11 protein-coding genes and 1 pseudogene are annotated in these 20,204 nt (G+C 60.8%); 6 read left to right on the top strand and 6 right to left on the bottom strand.

Annotated features, from left to right (window positions below; genetic code table 11):
- The first annotated feature begins 20 nt into the window (after window positions 1-20).
- The 4 genes from ISF28_RS08900 (at window position 21) to ISF28_RS08885 (ending at window position 3,468) form a co-directional block, all read left to right on the top strand.
- Window positions 21-896: a DcrB-related protein gene (locus tag ISF28_RS08900; protein WP_198116805.1), complete on the top strand. Its 876-nt coding sequence runs from the start codon at window positions 21-23 to the stop codon at window positions 894-896.
- Window positions 897-2,171, top strand: a complete 1,275-nt coding sequence (locus tag ISF28_RS08895; protein ID WP_502572573.1) for a PAAR domain-containing protein — start codon at window positions 897-899, stop codon at window positions 2,169-2,171.
- Window positions 2,172-2,281: 110 nt separating this feature from the next.
- Complete coding sequence (locus ISF28_RS08890) at window positions 2,282-2,941, top strand: SMI1/KNR4 family protein (protein WP_198116803.1); 660 nt, start codon at window positions 2,282-2,284, stop codon at window positions 2,939-2,941.
- Window positions 2,938-3,468: a tetratricopeptide repeat protein gene (locus ISF28_RS08885; RefSeq protein WP_198116802.1), complete on the top strand. Its 531-nt coding sequence runs from the start codon at window positions 2,938-2,940 to the stop codon at window positions 3,466-3,468. The genes ISF28_RS08890 and ISF28_RS08885 overlap by 4 nt, the downstream gene beginning before the upstream one ends.
- Before the next feature lie 341 nt (window positions 3,469-3,809).
- On the opposite strand, the gene ISF28_RS08880 is transcribed toward ISF28_RS08885, so the two are convergent.
- The 5 genes and pseudogenes from ISF28_RS08880 to ISF28_RS08860 all read right to left on the bottom strand — a co-directional run bounded on the left by ISF28_RS08880 (window position 3,810) and on the right by ISF28_RS08860 (window position 15,492).
- The gene (locus ISF28_RS08880) at window positions 3,810-4,718 is read right to left on the bottom strand and encodes a hypothetical protein (protein WP_198116801.1); all 909 of its coding nucleotides are present in this window, start codon (window positions 4,716-4,718) and stop codon (window positions 3,810-3,812) included.
- Window positions 4,719-4,911: 193 nt separating this feature from the next.
- Window positions 4,912-9,717, bottom strand: a complete 4,806-nt coding sequence (locus ISF28_RS08875) for a DEAD/DEAH box helicase (protein ID WP_198116800.1) — start codon at window positions 9,715-9,717, stop codon at window positions 4,912-4,914.
- Between the two features lie 210 nt (window positions 9,718-9,927).
- Window positions 9,928-12,549 carry an AAA family ATPase gene (locus ISF28_RS08870; protein WP_198116799.1) on the bottom strand — a complete coding sequence of 874 codons (2,622 nt, stop codon included), beginning with the start codon at window positions 12,547-12,549 and terminating at the stop codon, window positions 9,928-9,930.
- 399 nt (window positions 12,550-12,948) lie between these two features.
- Window positions 12,949-14,519 (bottom strand): annotated as a pseudogene (locus ISF28_RS08865) (IS3 family transposase).
- Between the two features lie 211 nt (window positions 14,520-14,730).
- Window positions 14,731-15,492: an Arm DNA-binding domain-containing protein gene (locus ISF28_RS08860; RefSeq protein WP_198116798.1), complete on the bottom strand. Its 762-nt coding sequence runs from the start codon at window positions 15,490-15,492 to the stop codon at window positions 14,731-14,733.
- A gap of 488 nt (window positions 15,493-15,980) precedes the next feature.
- Here ISF28_RS08860 and mutS point away from each other — a divergent pair, with 488 nt between their 5' ends.
- Both mutS and ISF28_RS08850 read left to right on the top strand, forming a co-directional pair.
- Entirely contained in the window at window positions 15,981-18,599 is a 2,619-nt protein-coding gene (mutS, locus tag ISF28_RS08855; RefSeq protein ID WP_198116797.1) for a DNA mismatch repair protein MutS, read from the top strand.
- Window positions 18,600-18,601: 2 nt separating this feature from the next.
- Window positions 18,602-19,603 carry a hypothetical protein gene (locus ISF28_RS08850; RefSeq protein ID WP_229518957.1) on the top strand — a complete coding sequence of 334 codons (1,002 nt, stop codon included), beginning with the start codon at window positions 18,602-18,604 and terminating at the stop codon, window positions 19,601-19,603.
- A 30-nt stretch (window positions 19,604-19,633) separates the two neighbouring features.
- Here ISF28_RS08850 and ISF28_RS08845 read toward each other — a convergent pair whose 3' ends face one another.
- Entirely contained in the window at window positions 19,634-20,176 is a 543-nt protein-coding gene (locus ISF28_RS08845; protein WP_198116796.1) for an FKBP-type peptidyl-prolyl cis-trans isomerase, read from the bottom strand.
- Window positions 20,177-20,204 lie beyond the last annotated feature (28 nt).

Genomic DNA, 20,204 nt, shown 5'->3' with positions numbered 1-20,204 from the left:
AGCAAATGAGCGAGCACGCCATGCCCGACACCGCACAGCTGTACCATGCCAACCACGCCACCTTCGAATTGCCCGCGCAGTTGAAGGACAAGACGATGCACATGTTCACGCTGCGCGACGACGGTCCCAGCGAGTTCAACGTCGTCGTCTCCCATGCGGACGTCCAGCCCGAGGAAAACCTCGACCAGTTCGGCGACCGCCTGGCCAAGGAGCTGACGCGGGCGCTGCCCGGGTTCCAGATGAAGGCGATGTCCGGGCGCAGCGTCGACGGCGCGCCGGCGCTGGAGCTGGCCTACCGCTGGCGCAACGAGGCCGGCGTCATGCACCAGCGCCAGGTCGTCACGCTGGTCCAGGGCAGCAAGCCGGGCACCACCGAGGCCATGCTGGTCGCGGCAACGTGCCTGCGCGAGTTCAGCGACGCATGGAACGCCACGTTCGACGCGCTCGTCGACAGCATCAGGCTGCGCCGCCCGCTGGCGCCGGCGCCGGACCGGCCGGCCGGCGCGCCCTCCCCCGCCCTGGCGACGATCTTCGCACTGTCCGAGCCGCGCAAGATGCTGTACGTGTTCGCCGACAAGCACGAGGCGGGCAGCAAGCTGTCCGTGTCCGACGTCAACCAGGACCAATGGGAATTCTATGACGCCGAGGGCACGCGCCTGCAGGCGAACGTCACCCGGGCAAACGGCGGCCTGTCGTTGCTGCGGCCGTCGGGCACGATCACGCTCGAGCGCACGACGCCGCCGCCGGGACCGGCGCTGACCGAGCGGCTGCACCTGGCCCAGTACATCCAGGCCAATTCGCCGTCCGTGCCGTTCTACAGCTTGACCGAGGTGCGCGCGCATCTCGACCGGGTCGCGGGCGACCGGGTCGCGGGCGACCGGGTGGCGGAGCGCTGAATGCCGGCGGCGGCACGGCTGGGAGACCCGATCGGACACAGCCCGACCATGAGCTGGCTCCTCAAGGGCCTGCTCATCGGCGCGGCCATCGCGGTGGCCGGCGTGGCGATCGTCGGCACGGGCGGCCTGGCCGCGGTGGCCGTCGTCGGCGCGGGCGCCGCCATGGGCGCGGGCCTGGGCGAAGCGATGAGCACGATGAGCTTCGCCGGCAAGGAAGTCACGGGCGCCATCGCCACGGCCGGTTCGTCCAACGTGTTCGTCAACGGCCTGCGCGCCGCGCGGGCGCACGTCGACCAGGTCGCATGCGCCAAGCATCCGGGACCGATACCGATCGCGACGGGCAGCGCCCAGGTCTACATCAACGGCATGCCGGCGGCGCGCGTCGACGACAAGACGGGATGCGGCGCCGTCGTCACGAAGGGTTCCGGCGACGTCCACATCGGCGGCGGGACCGCGCAGACCGACACGATCAATCCGGAACACCTGGTGCCGGGCTGGGTGCACGCGTCGCTGCTCGTCGTGGGCGTCGGCTCCGCGATCGTCCTCGCCGGGCCCGTGGTCGCGGTGGGCGGCCTGGTCGGCGCGTTCTCCGGCGGGATCGGCGGCGGCTGGGTCGGCGGCAAGGTGTTCGGCGTCGGCAGCGATGGCCAGAAATGGTCGGCGATCGCAGGCAGCTTCCTGGGCGGCTACCTGGGCGCGAAGGCGGCGCCGGGGGCGTGGGAGTTTGCGCAGCGGGTCCAGGTGAACGTGGAGCCGGGGACGCTGGGCATGAATGGCGGGAACGTGCGGTTTTCGCTGCGCCCGCCGGCGACCACCGCCGAGCCGCCCGTCACGCCGCCGGCGGAACCGCCGGCACGCGTGTCGGCGTCGACGTACGCGCGCCTGCGCGCCAAGACGCCCAGTTCCGCCATCCAGAAACAGGTCAACGAAGGCGTGACGTTGCCGATGGACGATCCCGCACTGCCCGGCCTGACAATCACGAAGCCCTTGCACGCCGACCATATCGTTCCGATGAAGCAGATCACGGAAATGGATGGATTCGCCCAGCTGTCGCAAGAGAACCAGCTCGCGGTCCTGAACAATCCCCGCAACTTCATCGGCCTGAGCGAAACGGCGAATACGTCGAAGGGGGCGAAGACGTTCGCCGAATGGACCGAATACAAGAAAGGCGGCATCGCCGTGGACCCCGCATTCCGACAGGAGATGATGCAGAAAGAGGCCAGCATGGCGGCCGAGCTGCAGGAGCAGATTTATAATCTCCTGCGGGGCGGATAGACGCCTTGGCGTGCATGGGCAATCAATCTGAAAACGACACGATGACAACAGAATTGGATAACACCGCGGTACTGCGTGAATTGCAGCATTTCGTACAGCCGACCGCGTTAATGGCCACCTCGACCGAGGCCGAAGCGGACCCGTCCGTTCCCATGCAATGGCTGCGATTCCTCGATGAGCAGGAACACGGACGCAGGCTGGCGCTGCTCACGGAATGGAGCGACTTCGCGACGGAGTGGCCCAGCGTACAGGATTTCCTGCGCACGATGCTCAAGCGCCTGTACGTATTGCGCGAACAGGATGGCGGCTCGTCGCTGCTGTATCTGTACACGGTCGGCGGCAACGACCTGAACTTTTTCCGCGGCCGTGCCCCGGTCACCGACGTGCCGGAGCGCCTGCGCCCGATCTGGGAACGCGTGCCGGCCAAGTTCCGCGACTTCTATACGCAATTGCACGACGGTTGGACCTTCCTGCCCGCGAATTCGATGGGGCCGTTACCGGTCGACGATTGGGCGTTCCTGTCCGACGACAAGTTCGATATCGATGACGAGACCGCACGCGCGCTGCCCATCGATATCGACCAGACCGTGACCGTGTTCCACAACGGCGCCGGCGATTATCTGTGCCTGAATTGTGCGGACGACGGTGAAGCGTCGGGAGTCATCTGGTGGCATGACGATCCCGAGCATCCCGAGCCGGTCGATTTCTGGGGCGTGCTGGACGCGTGGGTGGGCATTTTCCTGGAGGAAGCGGATCGCCACGTCCCATGAGCGACACGTTGCATCGGCAGATTACCGATCTATGCAGGAACGGCGATGCGCTGGCGTCGGCAGGAAAGCCCGAAGAAGCCAGGCAAAACTATATTGCCGCGCTAAAGGTGCTTCCGGGCGAGCCCAGTCAATGGGAGGCAGCGACGTGGATTTATGTCGCGCTCGGCGACGTCCATTTCCACGCACAAAACTTCGAAAAAGCCTTCAAGTGTTTCTACAATGCCGTGCAATGTCCCAGAGGACTTGGGAACCCGTACATCCACTTACGTCTTGGGCAACTGTATTTCGAGCAAAACGACCTCGATAAAGCAGCCGATGAGCTTACCCGCGCGTATATGGGTGGAGGCATCGATATCTTTATGGAAGACGATCCCAAATACCTCGCGTTCCTCGAAACGAAAATATCTCTGCAGCAAATTAAACCGCAGGAAACCTCGAAAAACCGTCGCGTGCGGCGGCAGTTGGGGTTGAGAAGTGCAGCTGGACGAGGCGTCCGGCGAGCATCGCAGAGCCAGACACTGCCCTGATCGAACGCGGTAAAATGGCGACCCTGGCAATCCCCTGCCCCGCTGTCCCGATCTTGACCACATGAACGTTCCACGCGAAATCAACGCCGACGCGGCCAAACGCCTCGCGACCGAAAAGCACACCCCGATGATGTATGGGTGTGTTCTTGAATGAGGAACCGGGGTAACTAGCGAAACCTACGCCAGATGCTACGCCAGCGAAGCGCGACACTTTGCTGGTCGCGACAACGCTCATTTGCCGTCAATACGCACCTCCCCCATTTCCTTCCGTCATCGACGCGCACCAATAAAGTAAAAGATTTACATTATTTATTCTGGTTGGAGACTGTGATTTTACAAGATTACAACAGTCTCTGATACTCACCGTCGAGCACTCGAATCGAGAAGTTGCTAGCGGAAATTGTGCCGCGAGGACGATATTCGTAACCGATGTCTGGGTGATACCATTTAACTAAATCTTCTAGCTTTTTTCTGGCCACAGGCTCTGGAAGTTCCCGGAGAAAGAAGGCTAAAAGGTAGTTGAATACACATTGAGCTTCCATGAACAGCATTATTCCACTGGAACGTGTGCCCCTTAACAGCATGCCAGCAAATTGAGAACTGGCGCTCCTCTCAGACGACGATGAAAAATAGAATAATGGCGAACCACTTAAACCATCGAAATCAGGGAACGATGAATTTACATCGACTCTGCCAATATGAATTGATCGCAAAAGAGACTCAGGCTCAAGGTATGACAAATCGCCACATGAAAGAGCAATTCTGTAGTCGCGGTTTTCGTAATCATATTCGCCAATATCTGGAGAAAGTCCAGAGAACGAAAGTCGCATTCCACGGCTATAATTTCGGAGGCAATCTTTCCCGGAAAAATCATAAGGTGGGCTGCCTACAAATAGATGCATTTCCAATCTAGCCCGATCAGTTTTGTAAATTACTATATCAACATGATCGGTATCGTTTTCATCAGTTGATCTAAAGCGGTGAACTTCAGCGATCGGGACGCCACGATTACTAGTTGCGCTGTATTGAATGACCAGTTGCTCATCATTAAAGTCGTAGTCGTTGTCGACGACGTGGCGAGCAGTAATGAAGAATATTTCACCAAATAGTTTAACGAAAAAGCCAGTCCCAGGTATTGCGGGCAGTCCGCTTGCTTCGTCCTGAAAAATAACTGGACGAACACAACGAAAGACCTGTTCCATACCAGGCGGCAATGTTGTACCACCTGGACGGTGATTTTGCTCACTCATGACACAAAGGGGATGTCCGGATCCGGATACGCGCCGCGGATTCCCCCTTCCTGTTTGATACACATATCCACAGACGTCACCTCGAAATGCGGCGTCCCGCCCTGGGTCAAAATTCAATCGGCAGGGTGGGTCAATATTCGGTCGGCGCCAACAGAGGTGCTCTTAAAGTTAACCTCAGCTCTCCTGCGGACGCTCAGTTCGACTCGTTCAACGCTGGTAGAGACTTCACGATCCGCGAAGTCTCTATGCTTACTCGGACGATGCGCTTCAACAGATCAATGATGTATCGAGGATCGTCTGACCATTCGTTTGGATCACTCTTGATACCGCTAGGCTTGTCCGTTGAAACCTGGTAGCGCTCCATGATCCATTCAATCGCTGACTTGCCATTGACGACGTATTCGTAGGCTTCCAAAGGGATGTCGCGCAACACCAGGTGGGAGTTATAGACGATCACGCTTCTGTCAGCCTTTCCATCCTTCTTGCCAAATGCCATTTTCTCGACTCGGTAATCGGTGTCGTCCATAACTAGGCGCTTGCGTTCCTCTGTCAGTGGAAAAGGTTCGACATCTTCGTAATCAAGGTGCCATTTACCCAATTTTCGGCCCGCCTCGCAAAACGCTCGGAAATCCAGGACAAGAGGGATTCGAGGGAGCATCTTCTTTAGATCGGCTGCAAATCGCTGTTTGTATTCGGATGAATGCAATACGCCGTAGGTGTACCAGAAGATATCCTCTTTGCTGATCGTGATGTCTTTGTAATGCGTCTGGAACGTATCGAGCGCCCAATCCGTGATGGCGTCCCGGCGAACATAGCCGTCAGCATCTGGATTTTCCTGCGCCGCGAACATCTCACCCTGCGGTCCTTCAGCGGGATCGGCCTTCTCATACCAGTACAGCGGGAAGCACTGCCCGGTGTCCGTGAGATGCATGTTTGGCACGTGGTCGGTTACCAACGCAGAGTATCCTTTGCGGTCCGCCACGCCAGTGCTGGAGATGACAATGTTTGCATGGCGTTCGGTTGGGAACAGTCGTGGAATTTGGTAGACCATCTCGTTGCAACGGCGGTTGAAGTACATCCATTGCTTTGAGAAGGGGCGATACATGGCAACCCTTAGGGAGCTCGGTTCGAAGTTCAGCTCTTTATCGCGCTTCGCGTCGGCTTTCAGTGCCCTGGTCCAACTGATACGTTTTGGGTCTGTGTCAATTACGCTCTCCAGCTCTGGCGCCTGGTCCTTCGGGCTGTTTGCCCGTACTGTGGCGTACCGCCCCCGTTCGACGTTGTAATTGGCGATCATCTGTTCCATTTTCATCGCCACCGTGTCGCGGCTCATGTTGTAGGTCCATGGATCGCGGTTCGTAACTACGCCGAGCGAGTAAACGCCGAAGATCGAGTCGGCGTCTGGCTTGTCCTTGTCGCCGATCTGGATGAACTTTTCGAACGCCGGGTCACGTTGATTCGCCCAATCGCCCTGTTCGTTGGGCTGGAGCGTGCGCCATGGAACTGAATCGATGCTTCCGAAGCGTTCGACGATGTCGAGCTTCTCTTGCTGGGTCAGGTAGTCCCCGATATCGTGGTAGTGAAGTTCGCACGGGCCTACGTGGACCGGGTCCTTTATCAAAATTGTTATAGCTACAGGCGTGCGGGAGCCCGAACCGAAGACCTTCCCCCCCTCCCGGCGCGATTCTTCGCCAGCGGTACGCTGGTCCCCTCGGAGGTTGAAGACGTAAAGGTGACTGAATTCCTCGGTTAGGCATTTGCGCAAACCGTCCATGTTGTTCGCGTTGAGGAACGAGCCGTTGGTGACAAACGCGACGATGCCTCTGTCCACGACGCGGTCTGACGCCCAACGGATCGCGCGGATGTAGGAGTCGTAGAGGTTTTTGGCCAACTTGCCGCTCGATTTCTCCGCATAGGTGCTACGAATCCGCCTGTCGAGGGTCGGGTAGCTGAGGTTCTTGTTGTCGTCGGCTTCGCTTTCCTGCTGGGCGGAATACGGCGGGTTGCCGACGATGACGCGGATCGGTTGCGCGAGCTGCCGTTCCGCGCGCTCGTTGTTCTCTGGCAGAACGACCGTGTCAACGAGGTCGTTCTCCTCCGTCATTTGGAACGTATCGACCAGAATCATGCCGTCGAAGGGGCGGTATTCCTTTGTGGCAGCGTGGAACGCCGTTTCAATATTGACGGTGGCGATGTAGTAGGCGAGCAGAACAAGCTCGTTCGCGTGCAGCTCGTGCGCAAACTTGTGCCTCAAGCACTCTGGATCGATCAGGCCAGACTGGATCAGGCGGACTGGGAAGGTGCCGGTGCCAGCAAAGGGGTCGAGGATCTGTACGCCAGGACTGGAGAGCGATTCGCCGAAGTGGCGACGTAGGGCCACGTCCGCGCTCTTAAGAATGAAGTCTACGATTTGCACGGGAGTGTATACGATACCCAACCGCTCCGCCATGCGCGGGAAAGCGTTATGGAAGAACGTGTCGTACAGGTTGCGGATGATGTCCTGCTTGGATTTGTCGCTCTTCGCCAAGCTGATCCGTTCGCGCACGTTCTCATAGAACTTGTCCAAGCCCTCGGTTTCGGAGGCGATAGCGGATTTGCCGAGCCGGTCAGCGATCTGTTGCAAGGCCTTGCCGACCACATTGTGCTGCGGGAAGTTCGAAGACGCGAAGAGCGCTTGGAACACGGGCAGCGTCAGGATGTGCTGGGCCAGCATCTCAATGGCCTCGTCACGGGTCACCGCTGGATTCAGTGTGTCTCGAAGGCCTTTTTCAAAGACATCAAACGCTTCGGTGAGATTCGCATCGTTGGAAAGGAGGGCCTTGATCCGCGCAATGAGCCGCTCCGCCACGAGACTAATACTCTTGGCCCATTCGCTCCAATATTCACGGTCGCCCAATTTCTTGGGGATCGCCGCGTATACGGCCTCGTTGATCGCGTCGATAGGAAGCGTTGGGAACTCAAGCGGCAGCGCTCCCTGCTCTTGCTTGCGGTCGTCACCCGCTTTTCGGTCTGGATCGGAGATGACTTGGATCTTGCGCCGGAACTCCGCCTCGTCTACGAGGCTCTCGTCATGCGCACGCAGGGCCTTGATGACCTTCCAAATGCCTTTGAACTGCGGGTCGCTGTCGATGTAGGAGTTGTAGTCCTTTACCTTTTCGGATGGGATGCATACCGGAAGGATGATGTAGCCGTACCGTTTGCCCGGCGCTTTACGCATTACGCGGCCTACCGACTGCACAATGTCAACGATTGACTCGCGCGTGTCGAAGAAAACCACCGCATCTAGTGCTGGTACGTCAATGCCTTCAGAGAGGCAGCGAGCGTTCGAAAGGATGCGGCACTGTCCCGTAGGAGCCTCGGATTTGAGCCAGTCCAGCGCGCCCTGCCGCACTAGGGCGTTCATGGTCCCGTCAACGTGCCCGAGTTGGCACTCGACCATGCCAGAAAAGGCTTCATCGTCGCCTTCGTGGGATTGACGGTAGAGGTTCACTAATTTGGTGAAGATATCAGTCGTCTGGGTAGAGTCCTTGATGGACTTCGAGAACGCGACGGCCCTGCGCATCGGCGCCTTGTCCTCCGCCAGTTCCTCTTGCTCGCCGTCCTCGCCAACCTCTACGAGACCGCGCTTGGACAAGCCTTTCCAGCTTCCCACGATCTTCGTCGCGAAGCGGATGTCGATAGCCTTTTTCTCGTCGATCTTGAAGGCGTTGTTGAAGTTGTTCGCGAGCTTTGCCATCTCGGCTTCTTTTACCGCCACGATCAGCACCTTGTATTCAGATAGCAGATCTCTTTGGACTGCCTTTCCGAAGCCCAATCTGTAAAATTCCTTGCCGAAGGTCGATTCGTTGTCCATCGAGAACAGCGTCGCGTCGGCTTGCGAGGCCCTGTTTTTCGAAGCTTCCCCGAAAATTCGAGGCGTAGCAGTCATGTACAGCCGCTTTTTCCCGTGGACGATATCGTCGTCATGGACCTTCACGAATTCGGAATGGCTTTCGCCAGGCAAGGTCAGGCCAGTAGTCCGGTGAGCCTCGTCGCAGATGATGAGGTCGAATTCTCCGAGGCCTTGTTTCTGGGCGTCCGCCACTACCTGGACGGATTGGTAGGTTGAAAATACTATCGTCCTTCGGTCTTTTGACAGGATGCTCGCGACCGTTGAGAGCCTGCGCGCATCGGTCGTCGCGGGATACGCCAGGTCGTGAGTGCTGATATCTTCGGCATCCCGACCTACCTTGCTATCGGAGCAGATTACGAAGGCATGGAACGGCTCCGCACTTTCCGCCGTCCATTCCCGCTGTGATTGCGCGACGAGAGAGATCGAGGGTGCGAGAAAGAGTACCTTGCCTCCTGCTGGAACCAGGCTCTCCATCAAGCGAAGCGCGGTAAACGTCTTGCCAGTGCCGCAAGCCATGATGAGCTTGCCGCGATCCAGCGCTTCGAACCCTTCGAGGACTTTGCCGATGGCCTCGCTTTGGTGTGGACGGACATCCTTCTTCTTCTTGAGGCGGATGTCCTTGATGTTCGAGAGGCTGAACTGGCTCCAATCGATAGGGCTGTCGGCCAGATCCTTGAACCAAAGTCGCGACACGCTGATAGTCTGGTTTGCGAGCGCGTCTTCTGCGTGTTTGCTCCACCTGTCGGTCGTCGAGACGATGACACGATGCGCGAAGCTTCGCTCGCCATCCGTTGTTGAGAACCGCTTGCCCGATGCGGTAAAGAAGGAATCAATGTCGGCCTTCTGGAGATAATGCGCCTGTTCGTAGAACTTGCACTGGATTGCCCAGTACTCGCCAGTACTACGTTCGCGGGCAACCAGGTCAATGCCCACGTCAGTCGCCCACCGATCTGGCCACTCCGACCAAAGCCAGACTTCGGCCAGCCGGTCTGCGTATTGCGGATCCGTCAGCAGGTAGTTGGCGATCAGTTTCTCGAATTGGGTTCCCTTGTCGTGGTTGCTTCGAGCCGCGGCGGTCAGTTCGTCGAGTAGTTCTTTGAAGGTCATCAATTTCTCCCAGAGAACAGAACCATATAACAAACTTCCGCCGCTCGGTAGTGGCCCGTGCGAAATTCATGGCGGGGATGGTTTTAACCAGTGAAGCTCAACCAGCACTGAGCACTCTGGGAGCGTGAGTCAGTAGGAGTCCACACAGTTTGATGACGCCGATGCCGTTGAGATGTCGGCCTCGGCTTACCACGGCAAGTGCCTGCAGGCTTAAGGTTTTCCGCTGGCCGCTTGCGCCTTTTTGCGGGTTTCGATTGCAACGGTAAGGGAGACGAGCGCTGCGATGTCCAGTCCCAATTGGGCCGCCGTTGGGACGGGCGCGTTCTTTCCGGACGCCGGGTCATGAGCGTTAACCACGTCGCAACACACTTTGTAAAGGCGCTCGATTTCATCGCACTCCGCCTTTTCGAACCCGACGACCTTGGAGAGGTTTGGCGTAACCCTGATCCAGTCCCGATACCTGACCACGACCCCGTTGAACACTAGGTCTTGGATTACACGCTCGATTGTCGCGCGCATCAGGTTGTACTGCTGCCGCATGGCCGCCGATTGCTCCCCGTTCGGGTAAGGCGGCCAGCCGACCGCCAGCGCTGACTGCGCCTTTTGCAGCTTGTCGATGCGGTCCTTGTAACTCTTGTGCTCCCAAGGCAGTCCGCTTTGGATCGTGCCGGAAAATTCTCCGTGCCACTCGAGGTGGTGGATGAGGTGCTCTATTCCCGCTTGTTCGATCAGGTCGCGAAGCTCCCCTAGGAACGACGTGTCGTGGGTGAAGATGATCACTTGCCTATTTTTTGCCTCTTCGACCAAGCGCCGCGCTACGTTCTGCCGCCTAGTGTGGTCCAAGGAAGAAACGGGATCATCGAAAACGATTCCCCCACCGTGGCCCCCAGTCCGGAGCTCCGCTAGGAAGCATCCAAGCGCGATCGCACGCTGTTCGCCTTCGCTCAGGATGTCGCGGATTTGTGCCGGGATGACCACGTCCAGCGCCAATTTGTGCTTCATCTTGCCGCGTTCGACGCTTTCGTCGAGGCGCGGAGCCATATGCGCGACCCCCAGCGCGTCGAATTCTTCCTTCAGAGCCTGTCGCAGCGGCGCGGTTACGGCATTGGTCGCGAATTCCTTGGACTTGTCGGAAATGGGCTTCGTCTTCAAGTCGTCCTTGCACTTGTTCAGCAGGGCCTTGACCCTCATCCGTTCGATCAATGCGAGGACTGCGTCCATATGGGGGAGCAAGGCGGCTCGCGCTTTCAGTTCCGTGAGCTCCGCCTTCAATAGCAGCTTCTGCTTGTCGTCAGTCGCCTTCTCGTATGCCTCTGCTTGGGTCGTGAGTGCATCCGCAATCGCCTTCAGCTTTAGGCAAGGATCGACCGGGAACTCCGGGATTCCGTCCCACGCGTGGGCCTTCTGCGCGGCCAGCATCCATTTCTGCCTCTCGGTGAGAGCTTTGTCGAACGCGCTAATCTCGGCTACCACGCTCGGGTCAAGGTGGTTTAGCTCCTCGACGTAGTCCTTGTAGTCGATGGAAAGGGCCGTGCTTTCGATCTTGCCGATTGCGGTAGTCCTTACGGTCCGTTTGTCCGCAGCGAGCTTGGCGACGTTATGCTGGACGTATTCCTCGAACCGCTTCATGCGGGCCGTGCCGTCTTCTGAAAGATCCTGCTGGCATAGCAAGCATTTTCCGCCGTCATGCACGTGGGGGAACGCTTGGCCTGGGTAAGCAGCGCCCTGGGAGAACTGTTTCGCGGCTTCGTACATCGCCTTCCACAGCACGTCACCGGTTCCTGGTAGTAGCGCCTCTCCCGCGCGCAGCGCGTTTGCGGCTTCGGCTTCGGCCGCGAATGCCTTTTCCGCCTCTTCGTCCATGGTCCGGAACTTTTGTACGGCCTCGTTCTTGACCCAGTTTGCCGACGATTCGACCTTTGCCTTCAAGGCGTTCATGCGCCCAATCGCGAGCCGCAGCTCTTTCGCTTTTGCCCTCGGATCCACCTCGCTGAGGGTCTTGTCCAGTTCTCCCATCCGCGCGGTCTCTTCCTCGCTCATCAGAGCCAGTACCTCTACGTCGGCGATCTTGGTCTTCTCGCTTAGCGAGTCGATGAGCGCGGATACCTTCGTGGTTCCTGCCAAGTGGCTAAACGCTTCCTTCGTGGTGTGCGTTGCGGCGATCTCCGCGTTCAGCTTTTCCGTGATCTTCGGCAAAACGATTTGTGCCAGGTTCTCTACGACATCCAGCCCGTAGGGCAAGTACGCGATTTCCTGCTGCAAGTCGAGGTAGGCGCGCGCGCAGTGCGTGTCGAAAACGGCAATGGTGGCGAGTTCGACCGGGCCGCGCCCGTTTTTCTTCCAGTTGACGGTGGACGCCTTCGCGCCGAGCTCTATGTCAAAGCTCGCTTCAGGAATTGCGGTGGCGCTCGCCTTATCCAACGCGTTCGGGCGCACATCCTCGTTGGCATCGCGCGCACGGCAGGCTCGCTTCAGCACGCGAGAGTATCCGGATTTCCCTGCTCCGTTGCCTCCGTAAATGGCGGTGATGCCCCTTTTGGCAAACGGGAGTATCTGGCCAGCGGCAAGTCTATTGACGTTCTTCACATCCTTGAGTGCAACGAGGACCGCAGCGTCATCCTTTGCAGTCGTCAGGGGCAGGTGGTCCTGGCTCAGTGGTACCGGCGTTCTGCCCTGAGGGTCCGGGAGCCCGACGCTGCTCTTTAGCATCGCATAGAGATCGTCGAGCGCCCCATTGTCCAAGGAGTTCTGAAAAAGCCGCCGCGCAGCGTCCTGTTGCCAAGGTTTGAGGCTCGAGTTGGACCATTGAAGGATTTGTGCCAGTAGCGTCATATTCTTCTTCTAAGAAATATTTCCAGAACGTCACTAATTTTATCGTAATTCGTGTCTTATCGGTAGTTTGTAAAATGCGAAGGTGGAGGTTGATGCCCTGGCTGGCGACCATGGCCTCAATCAGGGACATAAGCTCAGGGGGCGGTAGCATTGCGGAGAACGCGGCCCAGCAACGCGCCAGCCAGTGCGCCGGGTCTAGCCAAGCCCTCACCGCGCGCAGCGACCGGGTCCAGCATTCACCCGAGAAAGCGGAGACCTTGAGTAAGTGCCTCAGTCTTCCTTCTTCGATGTAGGGCGCTTTTGCCATTCGTTTTTACGCCCTTTATGTGTTCTGTCCAGAGGACGATGTTGAACAAAGTACCGGAATTTTTCAAGCTAGTTGTCGCCTAACTTCGTAGTTCAGGCCGCTTTTTTTAGTGCGCGCCGATCATCCTCCATTTTCTTGTTCAATACGGTTTCCTTTTCGGGGTTCAAATGCACGACGACGACCGGATCCCAGTTGCGTGTGTCCCCGCTCCAGCGGTTAGGATGTGCGGCCTTGGCTGCGGCGTAGGTGGCGGCGCGTTTGCGCAGCAGTTCAACGTCGAGTCCGGCATGGCGTTGCTCTGGCGTGACATATCCGATGGCGCTGTGCCGATGTTCCGCGTTGTACCAATGGACGAAGGAGCCGACCCACTGGCGCGCGGCCATGAGATCGGCAAACGGGCGCACTGGATAGGCCGGACGGTATTTCATCGTCTTGAACAGGGACTCGGAATATGGGTTGTCATTGCTCACAGCTGGACGGCTGAACGAAGGCACCACGCCCAGCGCCTGCAGCGTGGCCAGCATCGTCGCGCCTTTCATCGGCGCGCCGTTGTCCGAGTGCAGCACCACCTGAGCAGGAGCGATGCGTTCGCGTGCGCAGATGTCGCGCATCACGGCGCCCGCCAGTTCGCTGCATTCGGCGTCATAGACCTGCCAGCCGACGATTTTCCGGCTGAAGATATCCATGAACAGGTACAGATAGAAATAGCTCCCCCTGACCGACGTCGGCAGGTACGTGATGTCCCAGCTGAACAACTGATTGGGCCCCGTCGCGCGCAGCGCGCGCGGCTTGGCCCTCGGCTTGCACGGCTTTTCGGCGCGCCGGTGCGCCAGCTGGCCGTGCGCCTTGAGCACGCGGTAGAAGGTCGACTCCGACGCCACATGCTCGCCGCGATCGGCCAGCCTGGGCACGATTTGGCTCGGCGGCAGATGGCCGAACTCTTCCGAATTGGCGATGGCCAGCACGCGCCCGCGTTCGCTTTCGCTGAGGGCGTTTCCGGGCGTCTGGATTCGTGCCGGGCGGCGATCACCAAACCCGGCCGCCAGATCGTCCTTCCAGCGCTGGACGGTCCGCTCGCTCAAGTCGATGGCCGCGCAGGCGCGCTCTTGGCGCGCACCCGCACTGACCGCCTCGGCCACCAACATCATCACGTTCTCGCGCTCTGGCAGGGAGGTCATTTGTCCTCGTCCTCCCACAGCGCCCGGAACTTTTTTTGCAGAACCAGCAATGCCGCCGCCTCCGCCAATGCCTTGTCCTTGCGCCCCATTTCGCGCTTGAGCTTGGCCAGTTCGTCCTTCAGCGCGCGCACTTCGCGCGCACTCGGCGTCGGCTCCTTCGGGCTGGCGCAGAACGCCTCCCTCCAAGTCGTTAGGTGGTGGGCAAATATGCCGCGTGCGCGGCACCATGCCTGCACGTCCTCGGCGGACATGCCGTGCGTTTCCTGCAGGGCCGCAAGCTGCTCTTCTGCCGTCCAGTCCTGCGGACGCTTTTCCGTCGTCTTCGCGGCGACCGGCATCGATACGGATTTTTTCTTCATCCAGTATCTTAACGTGTGGTGGCTCAGCTTGAGCTCGTCGGCGACCGACGTAATGGTCCGGTCGCCGCGCGAAAACACCTTGACCAGCGCCTGCTCGATAAATGCTTCTGTGTGTCTTGATGCCATTCCTGCCTCGGTAAATAGTAGTCAATTCCGAGGCGACAACCGCCGGTCTCGTTGCAAGGACCGCGGCGAGCGAGAAAAATTCAAAATCTTGAGGGGGCGGGTTCCGCTGCGCTCCACCCGCAACACCTTCTCCCTGGTCGGGGGAAACGATGAATATTAGAACGTCAAACCCCGCTGCCCAACCCATGCCCGCTCCTTGATAACGATCCAATCAAGCCGATTGAATTACCCGACAAGTAGTCGGACACAGGGGGTGCTCCGCCGGCGTCAAAAAGCGCTTCGCAGTTCCAACGCGTTTGCCCTCGCGTACACGGCCCCTGCTGCGGAGCTTTCCTCGCATGATGACCCGCCACCAGTTGGCCACCTCCTCAGGGAGTTTGCCGGCATCGTGCCCGAAGTCCCAAGCGGCGCCAAGCTCGAGCCGCACTCTCCCGGCCTGTACGGGGGTTTCGATAAATGTGTGGACCAAGGCGAATGCCCGTGCACGGGTGATCTTCGCAGCTTCGAGATCTCCGAACTTTCCCGGCCACTCCTCGGGACACGTCGCGCATAACGCGTAGTTCAACGTCCGGCGAGTCTCGTCGATGCCTTTCTGCTTGCGCTTCCGTTCTACATGCCCTGTCAGATAAAAATCGACCAGTGTCCGTACCGTTAGCGTCCGGCCCGACTTTGCGGGTGCGATTTGCTTGTCTTCGCTCTCCCGGACACGTTTTGCACGACGCTCTGCAGCGGGATCCTCGCCTCGCGCACGCTGGTCACGCAACTTTTCCCATTCCGCCTTCGCGGCATTGATCGATACTGCAGGCCAGGCTCCGATCTTCACCTGGCGCATCTTGCCGTCGACTGGGCTTTTGTAGCGATAGATCCAGGCACGTGTAGTGGTTGACACTTCAAATCGGAGACCTGGGCAGTCGGGCATGGTGTAGTGCTCACCGGGAGCCAGCAGCTTGGCCACCCTGGCATCGAATACCATTTGTTTCCTCCTTTCGCACACGTTGACTTCATGCCATGCAACCGAGTGTAGGGTTTGCTCTGCCGCGCAGCTTTGAGCGTCCTCGGATTGTCGGCTCCACGCGTCCAGGCGTAGGCTCGGCGTAGCTTTTCACGTATACTTGCCGACCCTGCATCTCGCACGGCAGGTCGACCAGTCGGACATGGTAAAGTGCACGTCTGGCGACGCCTGCTCGGCCGCTTGGCACCGGGCGCATCCCCCTCCCAACAGAGAGGCCGGCGTAGCTTTTTGACAGTCGGCGACACCGGTTTGCTCCCTGGCGTAGGTTCGACGGCAGGGCTTTGGAAAAGCTACGCCAATCCGTGCAGTGAAGCGATGCCGCGTGATGCGTCGTGATGCGATCTCGATCCGGGCGAGCCAAAGGAATCCGCAACAAAATCATGAAGTTAGACGACGACATGCCGTTAGATCAACAAGTTACCAAGTCCGGAAAAAGCCAGCACACTCCAATGATGCAGCAATATCTAAGCATCAAGGCCGACTACCCCACGATGCTCGTCTTCTACCGGATGGGCGACTTCTACGAGCTGTTCTTCGAGGACGCCGAGAAAGCCGCGCGCATCCTGGGCATCACGTTGACGGCGCGCGGCAGCTCGGGCGGGAATCCGATCAAGATGGCGGGCGTGCCCTTCCACTCGCTCGATCCCTACCTCGCCAAGCTCGTCAAGCTGGGCGAGTCGTGCGCGATCTGCGAGCAGATCGGCGATCCGGCGCTCAGCAAGGGCCCCGTCGAACGCAAGGTCGTGCGCGTCGTCACGCCCGGCACGCTGACGGATGCCGACCTGCTGCCCGAGAAGGCCGAGCGCCCCCTGCTGGCCGTGTGCACGGTCACGACGCGCAAGGTGGTCACGACGGGTCTCGCATGGATGTCGCTGGCCAGCGGCGCGCTCAAGTTGATGGAATTCGCCGGCGACGCGCGCGCGGCCACGGCACGCCTGACGCAGGAACTGGAACGCATCGTGCCGGCCGAGGTGCTGCGCGCCGACGGCGGGGCCGACTTGTTCGAAGAATCGCCGGTCGGCCACACGCAGCGCGTGCCGGAATGGCATTTCGACGTCGTGCACGGCCACAAGGCGCTGCTCGACCAGCTGGGCGTCGCCACGCTGTCCGGCTTCGGCGCGGACGGTCTCGGCGCCGCGTTCGGCGCGGCCGGCGCGCTGCTGCGCTATGCCCAGGCGACGCAGGGCCGCGGCCTGCAGCACGTGAAGAGTCTCGCCGTCGAATCGGAAAACGAATTCATCGGCCTCGACGCGTCCACGCGCCGCAACCTGGAACTCACGGAAACGATCCGCGGCTTCGAATCGCCCACGCTGTTTTCCCTGCTGGACGGCTGCCGCACGGCGATGGGTTCGCGCCTGCTGCGCCATTGGCTGCACCACGCCAGGCGCGACCAGCGCGTGGCTAGAGCGCGCCACGAGGCGATCGAGGCGCTGGCCTCGCGCGAGGCGACGCACGACTTGTCGGCGACGCTCGCGCACGTGCCGGATATCGAGCGCATCACCACCCGCGTGGCGCTGCTGACGGCCCGTCCGCGCGACCTCGCCAGCCTGCGCGACGGCCTGAAACAGCTGCCCGCGCTGCGCGAACAGGTGGCGCGCTGCTTCATCCCCGGCGACGCCTGCCTGCTGCGCGACATTCACGAGGCCATTGCGATTCCCGACGCCTGCCTCGACCTGCTCCAGCGCGCCATCGCGACGGAACCTGCCGCGATGGTGCGCGACGGGGGCGTGTTCGCGCGCGGCTTCGACGCGGAGCTCGACGAGTTGCGCGCGCTGTCGGAAAACGCGGGCCAGTTCCTCGTCGACCTGGAGGCGCGCGAGCGCGCCCGCACGGGCATCGCCAACCTGCGCGTCGAGTACAACAAGGTGCACGGCTTCTACATCGAAGTGACGAACGGCCAGGCCGACAAGGTGCCGGACGATTACCGCCGCCGCCAGACCTTGAAGAACTGCGAGCGCTACATCACGCCGGAACTCAAGGCGTTCGAAGACAAGGCCCTGTCCGCGCAGGACCGCGCGCTGGCGCGCGAGAAGCTGCTGTACGACCTGCTGCTGGCCGACCTCGCGCCGCACATCGGGTGCCTGCAGCGCATCGCGTCCGGCATCGCGCAGCTCGACACGCTCACCGCCCTCGCCGCGCACGCCGTGCGCAGCAACTGGTGCATGCCGCAGCTGGTCGAGGAGCCGTGCCTGACGATCGTCGAAGGCCGCCATCCCGTCGTCGAAAATCAGATCGAACGCTTCATCGCGAACGACTGCCGGCTGTCCAACGACCGCCGCCTGCTGTTGATCACGGGGCCGAACATGGGCGGTAAATCGACGTTCATGCGCCAGGTCGCGCTGATCACGCTGCTGGCCTATGTCGGCAGCTACGTGCCGGCGGCGAGCGCGACGATCGGTCCGATCGACCGCATCTTCACGCGCATCGGCGCGTCGGACGACCTGGCCGGCGGCCGCTCGACGTTCATGGTGGAGATGACGGAATCGGCCGCGATCCTGAACGGCGCGACCGAGCACTCGCTCGTGCTGATGGACGAGGTGGGCCGCGGCACGTCGACGTTCGACGGCCTGGCACTGGCGTGGGCCATCGCGCGCCACCTGATCGAGACGAGCCGCAGCTTCACCCTGTTCGCGACCCACTACTTCGAACTGACGCAGCTGCCGGAGCAGAACCCGAGCGCGGCCAACGTGCACCTGTCGGCCGTCGAGCACAAGGACAGCATCGTGTTCCTGCACGCCGTGCAGGACGGGCCGGCATCGCAGAGCTATGGCCTGCAGGTCGCGCAGCTGGCGGGCGTGCCGCCCGGCGTGATCCGCGCCGCGCGCAAGCACCTGGCGCGGCTGGAAGCGCAGGCGCTCGATGCGACGCCGCAGCTCGACCTGTTCGCGCCGGCGCCGAGCGAGGAGCCCGATGCCGGCACCGGGTCCGAGGCCGTGCCGGTGCCTGCACCGGCGCCGGCGGCCGAATCGCCCGCGCTGGCGCTGCTGGACGCCATCGACCCGGATGCCTTGAGTCCGCGCGAGGCGCTCGAGCGCCTGTACGAACTCAAGCGCCTGGCCTCGGCGTGACGATGCAGCGGCTGTCGATACAGCGGCCGTCGATGCGGCGGCGCCGTTCGCTCGCCCTGATCGCCGTCCTCTGCGCCGTCGCGGGCGGCGCCCGTGCCGACGCGCGCGACGGCGACACGCACCGCTTCGCCATCGTCGGCCACGGTTTCACGGACGGCGGCGAAAAACGCCTCGAGCAAGCCTTGCACGACAACGACGACGACGACGTCGACTTCCTCGTCGTCACCGGGGTCAAGGGCGTGCACGAGCCGTGCTCCGACAGGCTGTACCAGAAGCGGCGCGAGTTGATCGACGAAGCGCGCCGGCCCGTCGTCCTGCTGCCGGCGGGCAGCGACTGGGCCGAATGCAGGAACAGCGCCGGCCGCTCGAACGCCATCGAACGGCTGAGCCGTATGCGCGAGCTGTTCTACGCGGAACCCACGACGCTCGGCAAGCGCAAGCTGGCGCTGACGCGCCTATCGATGAGCCCGCGCTTTCGCAGCTATGCGGAAAATGCCCACTGGTCGATCGGCAAGGTGATGTATGCGACGGTCAACATGCCGGCAAATAACAACCACTACCTGAACGAGGCCGGGCGCAACAGCGAGTACGAGGATCGGCTCGTCGCCAACCGGTTCTGGCTGCACCGGCTGTTCGCCATCGCCAAGGGCGAAAAGATGAAGGCGCTCGTGCTGTTTTCCGAAGGCGACGTGAAGGTGCACGCACAGCCGACGGGCTTGCGGGCCCTGCTGCGCGGCGCCGCGCCGGACAACGACGGCTTCGCGGAACCGCGGCGGCTGATCCTGTCGCTGGCGCAGCGATTCCCGGGCAAGGTGCTGCTCGTGGACGGCACGCGCGTGCGCGGGAAGCCGGCCATCGAATGGCGCGGCAACGTCGGGCACCTGGCGGCCGGCGCGGATGCGCTGGAGGTCGTCGTGGACCCGGAAACGAAGACGCTGTTCAAGGTCGACGCACGCAAGGTCGAGACCGCAAACGGCGCAAAGCGAGGACAGACCCGGCGCTAACCGGGCCGGAGGCGCAGGCGTGCGCGGGGATTACTGCAGCGGCTGGCTGCGGAAGTGGTCGCCCGGTTCGCTGTCCTCGATGTCCTCGTGGCCGTGCTCGTGGCCATGGGCGCCGTGCACGTGGCCGTGCGCGATCTCTTCCGGCGTTGCCGCGCGCACGTCGATCACGGACAGGTCGAAGCGCAGGGCCATGCCGGCCAGCGGGTGATTGCCGTCCAGGACGACCTTGTCGTCGGCGATTTCGGTGACGGTGAAGATCACCGGCTCTTCGTCGCTGCCCTCGGCCACGCCTTCGAACTGCATGCCGACTTCGATCGGCTCCGGCAGGCGGTTGCGCTCTTCGACCTTGACCAGGTTCGGATCGTAGTCGCCGAACGCGTCTTCCGGCTCGATCTGGATGGTCGACGTGTAACCCACGTCCTTGCCGTCCAGCTCCTCTTCGATCTTGGGCAGCGTGTTCTCGTAACCGCCGTGCAGGTAGACCATCGGCTGGGCGCCGTCTTCGATCAGGTTGTTCTGGGCGTCGGACAGTTTATAGTTGACCGACACAACCGTGTTCTTGGCAATCTTCATTGCACTTCCTTTCGTGGGTAAGGTTGCG

The organism is Massilia rhizosphaerae (assembly GCF_016093545.1).
Taxonomy (GTDB): domain Bacteria; phylum Pseudomonadota; class Gammaproteobacteria; order Burkholderiales; family Burkholderiaceae_D; genus Telluria; species Telluria rhizosphaerae.
The sequence above is the reverse complement of the archived record's forward strand: the minus strand, read 5'-3'. Positions and strand labels throughout refer to the sequence as shown.